Source organism: Selenomonas sp. oral taxon 138 str. F0429 (assembly GCF_000318175.2).
GTDB lineage: Bacteria > Bacillota > Negativicutes > Selenomonadales > Selenomonadaceae > Centipeda > Centipeda timonae.
The window spans coordinates 254,367-267,743 of record NZ_KB290952.1; the positions used below are offsets into that span (position 1 = coordinate 254,367).

General features: G+C 58.1%; 9 protein-coding genes, 2 tRNA genes and 1 riboswitch. Of the genes, 3 read left to right on the forward strand and 8 right to left on the reverse strand.

Annotated features, from left to right (window positions below):
* Positions 1-97 precede the first annotated feature (97 nt).
* Positions 98-270, reverse strand: a riboswitch (cobalamin riboswitch).
* Between the two features lie 336 nt (positions 271-606).
* The 3 genes from HMPREF9163_RS11185 to HMPREF9163_RS11195 all read left to right on the forward strand — a co-directional run bounded on the left by HMPREF9163_RS11185 (position 607) and on the right by HMPREF9163_RS11195 (position 1,551).
* Positions 607-683 (forward strand) — tRNA-Val (locus HMPREF9163_RS11185).
* Between the two features lie 42 nt (positions 684-725).
* Positions 726-801, forward strand: a tRNA-Val gene (locus HMPREF9163_RS11190).
* A gap of 60 nt (positions 802-861) precedes the next feature.
* Positions 862-1,551, forward strand: coding sequence for a Crp/Fnr family transcriptional regulator (locus HMPREF9163_RS11195; protein ID WP_037347144.1), 690 nt, complete (start codon positions 862-864; stop codon positions 1,549-1,551).
* A 104-nt stretch (positions 1,552-1,655) separates the two neighbouring features.
* On the opposite strand, the gene bioB is transcribed toward HMPREF9163_RS11195, so the two are convergent.
* From bioB to HMPREF9163_RS11235, 8 genes are all read right to left on the reverse strand, one after another.
* The gene (gene bioB, locus HMPREF9163_RS11200; RefSeq protein ID WP_009441920.1) at positions 1,656-2,666 is read right to left on the reverse strand and encodes a biotin synthase BioB; all 1,011 of its coding nucleotides are present in this window, start codon (positions 2,664-2,666) and stop codon (positions 1,656-1,658) included.
* 97 nt (positions 2,667-2,763) lie between these two features.
* Positions 2,764-3,594, reverse strand: coding sequence for a methyltransferase domain-containing protein (locus tag HMPREF9163_RS11205; RefSeq protein WP_009441921.1), 831 nt, complete (start codon positions 3,592-3,594; stop codon positions 2,764-2,766).
* On the reverse strand, positions 3,591-5,045 hold the full coding sequence (locus HMPREF9163_RS11210) for a hypothetical protein (protein WP_009441922.1): 1,455 nt from the start codon (positions 5,043-5,045) through the stop codon (positions 3,591-3,593). Before HMPREF9163_RS11210 ends, HMPREF9163_RS11205 begins: the two co-directional genes overlap by 4 nt.
* On the reverse strand, positions 5,042-6,172 hold the full coding sequence (locus HMPREF9163_RS11215; protein WP_009441923.1) for a metallophosphoesterase: 1,131 nt from the start codon (positions 6,170-6,172) through the stop codon (positions 5,042-5,044). The genes HMPREF9163_RS11210 and HMPREF9163_RS11215 overlap by 4 nt, the downstream gene beginning before the upstream one ends.
* A gap of 45 nt (positions 6,173-6,217) precedes the next feature.
* Positions 6,218-7,135 carry an AEC family transporter gene (locus HMPREF9163_RS11220; protein ID WP_009441924.1) on the reverse strand — a complete coding sequence of 306 codons (918 nt, stop codon included), beginning with the start codon at positions 7,133-7,135 and terminating at the stop codon, positions 6,218-6,220.
* Between the two features lie 93 nt (positions 7,136-7,228).
* Positions 7,229-10,063: an excinuclease ABC subunit UvrA gene (gene uvrA / locus HMPREF9163_RS11225; protein ID WP_009441925.1), complete on the reverse strand. Its 2,835-nt coding sequence runs from the start codon at positions 10,061-10,063 to the stop codon at positions 7,229-7,231.
* Positions 10,064-10,078: 15 nt separating this feature from the next.
* Positions 10,079-12,121: an excinuclease ABC subunit UvrB gene (gene uvrB / locus HMPREF9163_RS11230; protein WP_037347104.1), complete on the reverse strand. Its 2,043-nt coding sequence runs from the start codon at positions 12,119-12,121 to the stop codon at positions 10,079-10,081.
* A gap of 116 nt (positions 12,122-12,237) precedes the next feature.
* Positions 12,238-13,377 carry an HD-GYP domain-containing protein gene (locus tag HMPREF9163_RS11235; protein WP_009441927.1) on the reverse strand — a complete coding sequence of 380 codons (1,140 nt, stop codon included), beginning with the start codon at positions 13,375-13,377 and terminating at the stop codon, positions 12,238-12,240.

Sequence of the window (13,377 nt, forward strand, 5' to 3'; positions counted from 1 at the left end):
ACCGTAAAAAGCAAACAAAAAGCCTTCTTGCTCCCCACAGCAAAAAAGCACACGAAACACATAAAAATAATCGCGCCTTCCTGTCTCTCGCAGGGACGATACAGCGTTCCAATCGGGCAGTTCTTCTGGCTCTGCTTCCTCGTCTTCTCCGCCTTCCCAGTTTCCCAGTGACGTATTGGAGTTGACTCTGCATTACAGCTGCGGGACAGCGCAGGTCTTTCACCTGCTTCTCTATAAAGTGCGATGCACACCCGATCGGCAAAGTATTCAATTGTGATTTAATTCCCAAAATCTTTCCGTAGATTATCATAGAATAAACAAAACGTCAAGGGATTTTAATCGAAATCACTGTCTTTTACATAGAATTACTATTGGTAATCGTATTCCATACTGTTAATCATATCACTTGCTATTTTATATGCAGATATCGCCCTCCTCACTGTAAACGCGAACGAAAGGGTGCAGATCACATTTCGAAAATCATCAAAGATCTCAATTGTAAATGCCATTGATTCACTGCTGTATAATTTAGAAAATACGGGTTGACAGAGTGCTTGTTCATCTGTTATAATTCGTTTTGTCGTTTGGACATGAACGGCGAAAAATGGGGTTATAGCTCAGTTGGTTAGAGTGTCTCGTTGACATCGAGGAGGTCACAAGTTCGAATCTTGTTAACCCCACCATTTGTTTTCTCATCCGCATGTGTGCGGATTTTTTTATCTCAGGCTCACTTAGCTCAGTTGGTAGAGCATCTCCGTCACATGGAGGGGGTCGGGGGTTCGAATCCCTCAGTGAGCACCATGTATGTATCTGATGCCGTCCTATGTGGGCGGTTTTTTCGTATATATGCAGGAGTATGCCATGAGCAAAGAAAACGCTGCCCAAATTCTCGCCGAGACCAGTCTCGCGCAGGGTATGAACGAGGAGGATGTAGCGGAGCTGCTTGCCTCCAGTGACGTGGCGCTGCGCTCCTACCCGAAGGGCGCAGTCATTTTCCACGACGGGGATCTCCCTCACTCGCTTTACATTCTGCTCGAGGGCGAGGTGCACATCCTCAAGGACACGTACTCAGGACGGCAGATCTTCATCTCGGAGATCGACCGCCCCGGCGATATGTTCGGCGAGGTCTACGAGGTGCTGAAACGCCCATACGATATGTACGTGCGTGCTGTGACAAAGGTAAAGCTGCTCGAGGTATCAAGCCACCTCTTCACGCTCGATGTCGGCGAGACACCACGCCGCTCTGCACTGATCGTGCAGCGCAACCTCATGAAGATCTTTGCGGGCAAGGCGTATGCAATGCACACAAAGCTGAAAATTCTCGCGAGCGGCACGCTGCGTGAGAAGATTGTCCGCTACCTCTTCCCTCATATTGACGAAAAAGGGCAGATTGCACTTAAGGTAAGCCGTGAGTTCATTGCCGCCTATCTCGCTGTCAGCCGCCCTTCCCTCTCGCGCGAGCTGAGCGCGATGCAGCGCGAGGGTATCATCGAGGCGACGGGGCGCAGTATACGGATTTTGGATATGGAACAATTCGAGGAGTATCTGTAACCTGCCCCCTCCATTCAAATATCTTTCCCCAACACAAAAGCAGAGCTGCCGTACCATTTCGTACAGCAGCTCTGCTTTTTATGTAAATGTTGTAGGAATCAATGTCATCGTGCGCCGCACGTCCCCGTCGAGACGCTGCAGTCTTCGTCACGGTTTGTGAAGCCCATCTCTTGGATGAGTTCCATATCCTCGGCGATGGTTGTCCCCGATGTCGTGAGCATATTGCCCGTGATGGATGCGGACGCACCCGCGCGAAACGCCGTCGCTCCGTTCTCGGGAAGGAGCTTGCGCCCTGCGCCAAGGCGGATGTTCGCCGTTGGATTGATGAAGCGGAAAATCGCAATCGTTCTGAGAATATCCTCGCCCGAGAGAGGCGCGAGATGTTCGAGCGGCGTGCCCGGAATTGCCATGAGCGAGTTCAGCGGGATGGACTCGATGCCGAGCTCCTGCAGTGCGAATGCCATGTCGAAGCGATCCTCCCACGTCTCCCCCATGCCGATGATACCGCCTGAGCAGACGCAGAGCCCCTCCGCCTGTGCCGCCTTGATCGTGCGAATGCGGTCGGCGTAGCTGTGCGTCGTGCAGATCTCGGGGAAGTAGCGCTCCGAGGTCTCGATGTTGTGATGATAGCTCGTCACACCTGCCTCGCGCAGGCGACGGAACTGACTGCGCGTGAGCAGCCCGTGCGAGGCACAGAGGTCGATGGAAAGCGTGCGGCGCATCTCCTTGTAGGCATCCAGTGCCTGCTCAAACTCCGTCCCCGAGAGCGCCCCGCCCGACGTAACGATGGAGAAACGGTTCGCACCCGCGTCCTGATTCGCCTTTGCATGCGCAATCAGATCCGTCTGTGCCATAAAGCCATAGGTGTCAACGCCCGTCTTATGTCGCCCTGCCTGTGCGCAGTACTTGCAGTCCTCTCCGCAGCGGCCGCTGCGTCCGTTGACGATCGTACACAGGTCGATGTGGTTCCCGCAAAAATGCTTTTGGAGGCGGTATGCTCCCTCGCCAAGCTCCTCAACGGGCGTATCCATAAAGATGGAGCGGTCGTCTGCACGGCTGACACGATACCCCGCGATGACCTTCTTCGTCAGTTCGTTGACACGATTTACGCGCATAAAAAAATACCTGCCTTGTCATAGATTATGTTTATGTCATCTATTATAAGGCAGGTTTTTTATTCCGTCAACTAAATATTTAGTTATGGTTTACTTTTTATATGTCAGCAAGCACTCCTGTGAGCAGTGACCGTACACGTTCTTCATGCACACAGACCTCTGCAACGAAATCCGAAAGATAGTCGTAAAAGATTCCCTCGCGCATACAGAGTTCGCGCAGCTCCGTCACAGCATGCTCTGCCGCAATATCATACTCGATGCGATGCAGGAGACGTGCCATCATGTGGCGCGACTCCTGCGAGAAGAACAGCTTGAGGTTCGCCGCAGCCGCCGTACTGCGCGATGCCTGTATGAGCCACGTGCGCGTTATGAGGTCGTCGCTGAAGTTTTGAAAGCCTTCCACAGCCCATGCCTCCCCCGCCGACGGATCGTCGTCGCGCTCCCCCGCAAAGAAGTGGATTTCCTTGTAGAGCGTATCATTGAGGAGACGCACAATCTCGGGCTTTGCGTACAGGTGACGGTCGCCGCGCACGCGGAACTCGCCGTCACGCAGAGCCGCAAGCACGCGATGATAGCGGATGTTGGTGTAGCAGGTGTAGAGGGTTCCCGTTTCTTTGAGCGCACGGTTCAGAGCCATGAGCGCGTCATACGGCTCATAGGCGCACTCAATCGCAAACGCCGAAATGATACGGTCAAACGTCTCCTCCGCAAACGGTAACGTGTCGCGCCGCCAGTCGAAGATGTGCCAGTGCACGCCGAGCGCGGCAACAATCTCATTCTCCGCAATCTCCTCGTATGGCGTAACGGCGTGCATCTCGGCGTACGGGTACATCTCCCGCAGCCGCGCAAGGTGCTCCGAGCCGTCGACGACAAGGATGCAAAGGCGTTCCGCACTCGGTGCAAGGAGTTCAAGCAGCTCCGTCCTCACCGCGAAAAGTCCCCGCGCTCTGCCCAGATGCGTTCGATCGCGTCCGTAACTGCACTGAGGTAGGATGCCCCATCCATCAATGCAGACTTCTCCGCCTCTCCACGCAGTGCTGTACGGCTTGCACGCACGGCAGCAATATCCTCTGCCATCCGCACGGCAAGATTCTCATACGTGCGCGCATCGTCCGCAATCCACTCCGCATGCCCCGCCGCCGTGAGCATGGACGCGCCGAGGCGTGCTGCGTGGGTTTCCCCGCGCATGGTGACGACGGGCACGCCCATGTAGAGCGCCGTTGCCGTCGACGCGCCGCCCGCATACGGGAAGGTATCGAGCGCGATGTCGATGTCCCCGTAGTCCCCGAGGTAGTCCCTTTTTCCCGTCCGCACAAAGATGCGCTTCGCGGGCAGTTTCAGCCCCTCGATCATCTCCAGAATCGTCGTCACGCGCAGCGGGCTGTCCACGGCGGCATCCTGCAGAATCAGCTGTGCCTGCGGCAGCTTTTTCAGAATCCGTCCCCAGACCTTGAGGCACTCCTCGTTGATCTTCATAAAGTTCTGAAACACGCCGAAGGTCACAGGTGCATCGGCAGGACGCTCCGCCACCGCGCTCGCCCGCATCGCCGAGTCGGGCGTGAAATGGAACGCATACGGCAGACGCAGCAGCTCCTCACTGTAGAACTCCTCCGTGCCCGCAGGAGACAGCACATTGTCCGTCAAAAAGCCGTCCACAAAGGGAACGCCCGTCGTCGCGAACCAACCGATGCCCGAGATCTGTACGGGTGCGGGACGGTGCGCGAGCACCATGAGGGTCATGCCGCCATCCGTATGTCCGCCGAGGTCAACGAGTACGTCGATCTCGTCCGCACGAATGCGCTCCGCCTGCTCTTCGATGGAGAGATTCGCGAGTGCATGGTAGTTCACCGCGCCGCGCAGGCTCTCCGTAAATCCATCCGCACGATCATCAAGCGCATACGCGTAAACATCATATTGTTCCGTCAGCCCACGCAGAAGTCCCTCATAGAAAAGCGACGAGGACGAGCTGAGGAAATGCTGCGCGAGAAAGCCGATCCGAAGCCGCTCATGGCGTACGTCTACACGCGGCGACAGCGGCTCCTCGTGACGATAGAGCGTCGCGTACATATCGAACTGCGCCTTGAGCTCCTTCGGCGTGAGGTTCGGCACGGCATGGCAGAGGTAGAGATAGTTGGAGAAATGCTGCCGCTGGCTGCGGAGGAATTTATCCTCGGTCGCCGCCTCGAAGTAGGCCGCAATCGCCCCTTCCGTATCGGCAAGTGCACCGCAGCACGCCCCCATCATCTCGGAGAACCGCCACTGCTCATCCGCGGGAATCTCCTCATGTGCACGCAGATAGAGGATCCCCTCAATCGCCTCGTAGATATAGCCCTGATGAATGTCCTCGCGGAGGGCGGTGTAGTCGTCCATCCAACTCATTGTACTGTTCTCTCCAATCTAAAATATGCAATCTCGGGCGGGCAGCCGATCCGCAGCGGAAACCAGCTGCCGTTGCCTGTATGCACGTAGCCATGACTGTCTCCGATGCGCACCATGCCGCGCGTGTACTTGAACACGGGAAAGAGAGGCTGACCGAGGATACCGAACTGGCTGCCGTGCGTATGCCCCGTCAGCGTCAGCGGCACGCCGCCATGCGCCGCCGCATCGTCGATGAACTCGGGATGGTGCGCGAGCAAGACCGTCACCGCATCTGCAGGCACATTCTGCATCGCCGCCGCAAAGTACGCCTCTTTCTCGGGATAGAACGCCTCGCCGCGCGCAAACGGATAATCCGTACCCGCAATCCAGAGCGTGCCGCGTCCCGTAACCTGCGCCGCACTGTTCCGAACGACGTACACACGTCCCTCGCGCTGCATGCGGTCGACGAGCGGGCGCGCATTCCGATAGTATTCGTGGTTGCCGATGCAGTACCAGATGCCGTCGCGCCAGTCGCCCGCGTGCGCGGCAAGCACCTCAGCCGCCGCCTCGTTCAGTGGCTCGTCGTCGAAGACATCCCCCGTCACGGCTAGGAGATCTGCTCCGCCCTGCGCCACCTCCACAAGCAGCGCGTCGAACTCCTCCACGGAGAAGTACGTCCCGAGATGCACGTCGCTGATCTGCGCGATCACCATGCCGTCTGCCTCGGACGGAAGATTTTTGATGGGAATCACATAGTCGCGCCGCACCGTTTGATGCCGTTCAATGAATGCACCGTAGCTGCTGAGGAGAAAGCCCGCCGCAGGATAGAGCGCTGCATTTTTCAGCACGCGCCGCCGCTCCGCAGAATACGGAACGCCGCGTATTCTGCGCCAGATGAAACGCAGGAGGACGGCAAGCACGACAAAGGCTAGGACAATCAGCTGACCAACGAGAAAGAGGATGATCGGCAGCGTCAGAAGTCCCGCCCAACCGTCCGTGCGGTGCGTGCTGAACAGATAGAACAGCCCGCCAACCGCCGCAATTTCAAAAACAGCAATCCCAATGCGCGCCGTCAGGAGCATTTTACCCTCAGCGAGATAGCGCAGGAAGAAGACAGACAGTCCAAGACAGGCGAACACGACGAGCATGAAAATTGTCAACGCGCTGAGCAAATATGCCTCCTTTGTAGCAAATCACAGCCCCGTAATCATAGACACAAGCGGAATTGTCGCCACAGAGATCAGTGTCGAGAGCGCGATAATCTCCGTCATGAGCGGATAGGCGACCTTGTTGTAGAGCAGCGCCACCATTGCAACCATACCGCCTGTCGGCGCGGCGACAATGACGAGGCTGCATCCGAGGATGTAGGGATTCGTGACAAAGGCCTTCATTGCAAAGAGAATCGGAATCGGCAGGACAACGGCTTTCAAAAAGGTGTAGAGCAGGAGCTTGTGATCCGTCAGCATATGGCGCATATGGATGTCCTTAAGCGATGCGCCGATCATCATCATCGCCAGAGGTGCGGTCATCGCTCCGATCATTGCGAAAGCCTGCGAGAGCAGCGGATTCGTCGGAATCTCACCGAAGTAGATCACGCACGCAATGAGTGAGGCGATGATGCCGGGATTCAAGAGCATGCGGAACATCTCGAAGCCACGCCGCTTGTGGATGCTGATGGAGGAGACGCCGTAGACGAAGAAGAGTAAATTGACGGGAATGAAAAAGAGCGTCATGTAGACGACCGCCTGATCGCCGTACACCCCCTGCACGAGCGGCAGCCCCATGAAGAGCGAATTGTTGAACCAGAACGAGAGGTTCACTGCGCCGCGCAGACGCCCGCGAAAGCGCAGCAGGAGCGGCAGCAGGAAGCCAACGATGCACATCATTGCAAGCAACGCCGCATAGGCGGTATAGGTCTCGATGACCTGCGCGAGCCCCATGTGCTCCTCCGCGCGCATCGCTGCCGAGATGATGAGGCACGGGCACGCGATGTTGACAATCAGGGAGGAAAACTGCTCCTGATTGTTTGGAATGATGATGTTGTAACGGCGCGCGAGCGCCCCCGCAAAGATCATCAGAAAGAATACGATCATCTGCCCTAAAATCAGCATTACATTACCTTCTTTTTCAGTTCGTTTATGGATTGAGCGCCCCTTCCACCATGCTCCGCATGGTCCCCCTCCCCCGTGGCGCACGGGGGAGGCTCAAAGAGGATGCTTTTCTTCAAGCAGCGGCTTCAAAAATTGTCCTGTATAAGACTCAGGCACTTCCACGATCTGCTCGGGTGTCCCCTGCGCGACAATCGTTCCGCCGCGCACGCCGCCCTCGGGGCCGAGGTCGATCACATAGTCCGCCGCCTTAATCACGTCGAGGTTGTGCTCGATGACAACGACGGTATCGCCGCCGTCCACGAGCCGTTGGAGGATGACGAGCAGCTTGTGGATGTCCGCCGCATGGAGTCCCGTCGTCGGCTCGTCGAGGATGTAGAGCGTCTTGCCCGTGCTGCGCTTCGACAGCTCCGTCGCGAGCTTGACACGCTGCGCTTCGCCGCCCGAGAGCGTCGTCGCGGGCTGTCCGAGACGGATGTAGCCCAGCCCCACGTCGCGGATAACCTCGAGCTTGCGCGCGATGCGCGGCACATTCTGAAAGAAGGTCACGGCCTCCTCGATCGTCATGTCAAGCACCTCGGCGATGGTCTTGCCCTTGTAGTGCACCTCGAGGGTCTCGCGGTTGTATCGCGCGCCCTTGCACACCTCGCAGGGGACATAGACATCGGGGAGGAACTGCATTTCAATCTTCAAGATGCCATCCCCACGACACGCCTCGCAGCGCCCGCCCTTCACGTTGAAGCTGAAACGTCCCGCCTTGTAGCCGCGCATACGCGACTCCGAGACCTGACTGAAGAGGTCGCGGATCGCGTCGAACACCCCCGTATAGGTTGCGGGGTTGGAGCGCGGCGTGCGCCCGATCGGCTGTTGGTCGATGTTGATGACCTTGTCGATGTGCTCCAGTCCCTTGATTTTCTTGTGCTTGCCGGGCTTCCCCTTCGCACGGTAGAGCCGTGAGGCGACCCCGCGATAGAGAATCTCGTTGACGAGTGTGGACTTGCCCGAGCCGCTGACTCCCGTCACGAGGGTGAGCGTCCCAAGTGGGAACTTCACGTTGATGTTCTTGAGGTTGTTCTCCGCCGCGCCCACGATCTCAAGGACGTTGCCGCTGCCCCTCCGCCGCGTCTGCGGTACGGGAATGAATTTTTTCCGTGCAAGGTACTGCCCCGTGATGGAGGCGGGATTCTTCATAATCTCCTCCGCCGTCCCCTCGGCGACCACTTCGCCGCCATGCTCGCCCGCACCGGGGCCGATGTCGATGATGTGGTCGGCGGCATACATTGTGTCCTCGTCATGCTCCACAACGATCAGCGTATTGCCAAGGTCGCGCAGATGGCGCAGGGTCGCGAGCAGACGGTTGTTGTCGCGCTGGTGCAGACCAATGCTCGGCTCGTCTAGGATGTAGAGTACGCCCATCAGCCCCGAGCCGATCTGCGTCGCGAGTCGGATGCGCTGTGCCTCGCCGCCCGAGAGCGTCCCCGCCGCACGTGAGAGCGTGAGATAGTCAAGTCCCACATCGAGGAGGAAGTTCAGACGTGCGTGAATCTCTTTCAATATCTCCACGGCGATCTTTGCCTCACGCGGGGAGAAGTCCTTCTCCGCCTCGGCGAGGAATGCGTCCGCCTCTCGGATCGTGAGCGCCGTGAGCTCGGCAATGTTCTTGCCGCCGACGGTGACGGCAAGTGTCTCGGGCTTGAGACGCGCCCCGTGACACGCCGTACAGGGCGTGTCCGTCATATAGTCCTCGTAGCTCTCGCGCATCTCCTCGGAGTCCGTCTCGCGATAACGGCGCGCGAGCGCGGGCAGCACGCCCTCATAGGGCACATTATACTCCTTTTCCTCGCCGAACATATTCGTATATTGGAAGGAAACGAACTCCTCCGAGCCGTGCAGCAGCATGTGCTGCATCTTCTTGTCCATGCGTTTCCACTGTGTGTGCTCGTCGCAGTCATGCGCGCGCAGGAGCGCCGTGATTGCGCGCATACCGTACGAGTTCGGATTCTTCGAGAGCGGCGCAAAGACACCGTCCGCCACACTGAGGGTCGGATCCGGTATGACGAGGTCGGGGTCGAACTCCTTGTGACTGCCAAGCCCCGTACAGACGGGACACGCGCCGAACGGGCTGTTGAACGAGAACATGCGCGGCGCAATCTCGGGGAGCGAGATGCCGCAGTCCACACAGGCGAAATTCTCGCTGAACATGAGGAGCTCCCCATCCACCACCTGCACGTAGACCACGCCGCCGCCCACACGCAGAGCCGTCTCAAGTGAGTCTGTCAGACGGCTCTCCATACCCGCACGCACAACGAGACGGTCAACGACGATCTCAATCGTATGCTTCTTCTGCTTTTCGAGCGCGATTTCCTCGCCGAGGTCGCGCAGCTCCCCGTCAATGCGCACGCGCACATAGCCGTCGCGGCGAATCTGGTCAAGGATCTTGCGATGCTCGCCCTTCTTCCCGCGCACAAGCTGCGCCATGATGAGCAGCTTCGTCCCCTCGGGCTGCGTCATGATGGCATCGACCATCTGATCGACGCTCTGCTGCGCAATGGGCTTGCCGCAGCTCGGACAGTGCGGACGACCCGCACGCGCATAGAGCAGTCGCAGATAGTCATAGACCTCCGTCACCGTGCCCACCGTCGAGCGCGGGTTGTGGCTCGTCGTCTTCTGGTCAATCGAGATTGCGGGCGACAGCCCCTCGATGTTGTCCACGTCGGGCTTGTCCATCTGCCCGAGGAACTGCCGCGCATACGCCGACAGCGACTCGACATAGCGGCGCTGCCCCTCGGCGTAGATCGTGTCAAAGGCGAGCGAGGACTTGCCCGAGCCGGACAGCCCCGTTACCACGACCAGCTTGTCGCGCGGAATCTCCACGTTGATATTCTTCAGATTGTGGGCACGCGCCCCTTCGATTTTGATGCTTTCGTTCATTTTCCCCTATTTTTCCTATTTTTTCTTCTTCGGCAGTTCGCCCTCGAGTTCCACGATCATGTCGCGCAGCTCCGCCGCACGCTCGAATTCGAGGGCGCGCGATGCCTGCTGCATCTCACGCAGGAGGCTCTTGACAAGGTTCTCGCGCTCCTTTTTGCCGAGTTTCTTCTTGCCCTTTGCATCCTTTTTGCCATACGGCGCTTTCTCCTCGGCGGCGACAAGTGTCATCTCGATGAGCGGCACGATGGGCTTCTCGATCGTCTTCGGCGTGATGCCGTGCGCCTCGTTGTATTCGTTCTGTATTGTGCGTCGGCGCTCCGTCTCGTCAATCGCACGCTGCATCGAGCCCGTGATGACATCGCCATACATGATGACGTGTCCACCCGCGTTGCGCGCGGCGCGACCGATGGTCTGAATAAGTGCGGTATCGGAGCGCAGGAAGCCCTCCTTGTCCGCGTCGAGGATGGCGATGAGCGAGACCTCAGGCATGTCCAATCCCTCGCGCAGGAGGTTGATGCCGACGAGCACGTCGAACTCGCCCGCACGCAGGTCGTGGATGATCTCCGCGCGCTCGATGGTCGCAATATCCGAGTGGAGATAGCGCACCTTGACCCCCGCTTCGCGCAAATACTCGGTGAGGTTCTCCGCCATGCGTTTGGTAAGCGTCGTGACAAGAACACGCTCATTTCGCTCGATGCGCACGCGGATCTCCGAGAGCAGATCGTCGATCTGTCCGTCGAGCGGGCGCACCTCCACCACGGGGTCGAGCAGCCCCGTCGGACGTATGATCTGCTGCGCAACCTGCTGCGCCTGCTGCATTTCGTACTTCCCGGGGGTCGCCGAGACGTAGACGATCTGGTTCACGCGCGCGGCGAATTCCTCGAATGTCAGCGGGCGGTTGTCAAATGCGGACGGCAGGCGGAAACCATTGTCCACGAGCGAGATCTTGCGGCTGCGGTCGCCGCCGTACATCGCGTGAATCTGCGGCAGGGTAACGTGCGACTCGTCGATCATGATGAGGAAGTCCTCGGGGAAGTAGTCGAGCAGTGTATACGGCGTATCCCCTGCTTTCCTATGCGTCAGATGGCGCGAGTAGTTCTCGATACCCGAGCAGTAGCCCATCTCTTCGATCATCTCAAGGTCGTAGTTCGTGCGTTGTTCGAGCCGCTGCGCTTCGAGGAGTTTGCCCGCGCCCTTCAGCTCATCCAGACGCTGTGCAAGCTCCGTGCGGATGTCCGCCATTGCAATCTTCATATCCTCATCGTCCGTGACGTAGTGAGACGCGGGAAAGACCATCGAATGAAGCCGCTCGCCGTAAACATCGCCCGTCATGACATCGAACTCGATGATGCGCTCCACCTCGTCGCCGAACATCTCAATGCGCACGCCGCGGTTGTTGTAGCCCGCAGGGAAGATCTCGACCACATCGCCGCGCACGCGGAAGCGCCCGCGCTCGAATGCGATGTCGTTGCGCTCGTAGCGGATGGAGACGAGCTTTTGCAGGATCGCCTCGCGCGGGATGGTCTGTCCCTTGTGCACGGAGAGCACCATCTCATGATAGCTCTCCGGTGAGCCGAGTCCGTAGATGCAGGACACACTCGCGACGATGATGACATCGCGCCGTTCGAAGAGCGAGCAGGTTGCGGAGTGGCGCAGTTCGTCAATCTCATCGTTGATCGACGCATCCTTCTCGATGTAGGTATCCGTCTGCGCAATGTACGCCTCGGGCTGGTAGTAGTCGTAGTAGCTGACAAAATAGCCGACGTAATTGTCGGGAAAGAAGGACTTGAACTCGCTCGCCAGCTGCGCTGCGAGCGTCTTGTTGTGTGCAATGACGAGGGTTGGCCGCTGCACCTGCTCGATGACCTTTGCCATCGTGTAGGTCTTGCCCGTGCCCGTCGCACCGAGCAGCACCTGCGCTGCCATTCCATTCTCGATGCCGCCCGCAATATCGGCGATTGCCTGCGGCTGATCCCCCATCGGCTCGAACGGTGCGGCGACTTTGAACGGAATCTCCCCCTCGAATATTGTCGTATTGAGCTTTGGAACCATCGCCATATGCTGCCCTCCCTGCTGTTCTCGAAAAGTCATTTCTGTATTATAGCGCATTCATCGTGCGATGGAAATAGCGGCGAATGAAAAAGCACCCCGCAGGGTGCTTCCTGATTGATGCATTAGAGTTTGCTGACCTCTGCTGCCGTCATGATCTCGACAACGGTGAGATCCTTCACCGTATTGAGGTCGATGAAGCCGCCGTCCGTGAGCTGCACAACGGGCATTGCCGTAACACGCGACTCATCGATGTAGACAATGCGCCCTGCCGTGCCGTCCGAGAGGCGCAGCCAGCAGCCGTTGAGCGCGGCGTTAAGCTTGCGCATAAAGAGCACAGCGTACTCGGAGTCGAGTTTCCCATCCAGCACGTCGGCATAGAGGATCTTGAACACCTCGAACGGCGAGCGCTTCTCCGCATAGGTGCGGCTGGACGCCATCGCGTCATAGCTGTCGAGCACGGCGAGCACCTTGCCGAACGTTGAGATCTGATCCGCCTCGAGTCCGGACGGATAGCCGGAGCCGTCATTGCGCTCGTGATGCTGGATAACACCGTTCATGAGATCCGTGCGGCCGGAGAGGTCGCTGGATTCGAGGAGCTTAAAGCTGTCGACCACGTGATTCTTGAGGATATCGAACTCCTCCTCCGTGAGACGCCCCTTCTTCTCGAGCAGATCCTTCTCGATGAACTGCTTGCCGATGTCGAGGAAGAGCCCCGCGAGCACAAGGTTCTGACGATCCATGCCCACAAGCCCCATCCACTTTGCCATCAGTCCGCTGAGAATCGCGAGATGGACGCAGTGGTGGATGTTGTAATCCCCATCCTGATTCATTGTGTAGATCATGGAGACCGCCGTTGCACCCTCCTTGTAAAGGTCGCGCAGGCGTCCGCTCGCCATGACAGGCTGCAGGATATCCATGTTAAGCCGCCCCGTAACGGCAGCCTCCTGGAAAAGCTTTTCCATCTCGCCGTATACATAGCGGTAGTCCTCGGCGTATTTATCGTCGAGCTTTGCGTCCCGCTCGGGGGTCACAGTCTCCTCAGAAGGCTCTGCCTTCGCCGCTTTTTCCTTCTGCACGGCCGCGAGGATACTGTCCTCATCGACATAGACGGATGCGATCCCCTTCTCCTTGAGCAGGTTGATCGTCGCGCGATCCAGAATTGTACCGCCCTCAACCAGAACGACCTCCGTCTCGCCTTCGTAGACCGTACGCCCAATGAGCATTTCCGGCAGGAGGCTCCGAACAGCAAACGCTTTTAACAT

Excerpts from the sequence above, each read along its gene's own strand:
- HMPREF9163_RS11195 (WP_037347144.1), top strand. The coding sequence starts at position 862 with ATGAGCAAAGAAAACGCTGCCCAAATTCTCGCCGAGACCAGTCTCGCG.
- bioB (WP_009441920.1), bottom strand. The coding sequence starts at position 2,666 with ATGCGCGTAAATCGTGTCAACGAACTGACGAAGAAGGTCATCGCGGGG.
- HMPREF9163_RS11210 (WP_009441922.1), bottom strand. The coding sequence starts at position 5,045 with ATGAGTTGGATGGACGACTACACCGCCCTCCGCGAGGACATTCATCAG.
- HMPREF9163_RS11215 (WP_009441923.1), bottom strand. The coding sequence starts at position 6,172 with ATGCTCGTCGTGTTCGCCTGTCTTGGACTGTCTGTCTTCTTCCTGCGC.
- HMPREF9163_RS11220 (WP_009441924.1), bottom strand. The coding sequence starts at position 7,135 with ATGCTGATTTTAGGGCAGATGATCGTATTCTTTCTGATGATCTTTGCG.
- uvrA (WP_009441925.1), bottom strand. The coding sequence starts at position 10,063 with ATGAACGAAAGCATCAAAATCGAAGGGGCGCGTGCCCACAATCTGAAG.
- uvrB (WP_037347104.1), bottom strand. The coding sequence starts at position 12,121 with ATGGCGATGGTTCCAAAGCTCAATACGACAATATTCGAGGGGGAGATT.
- HMPREF9163_RS11235 (WP_009441927.1), bottom strand. The coding sequence starts at position 13,377 with ATGTTAAAAGCGTTTGCTGTTCGGAGCCTCCTGCCGGAAATGCTCATT.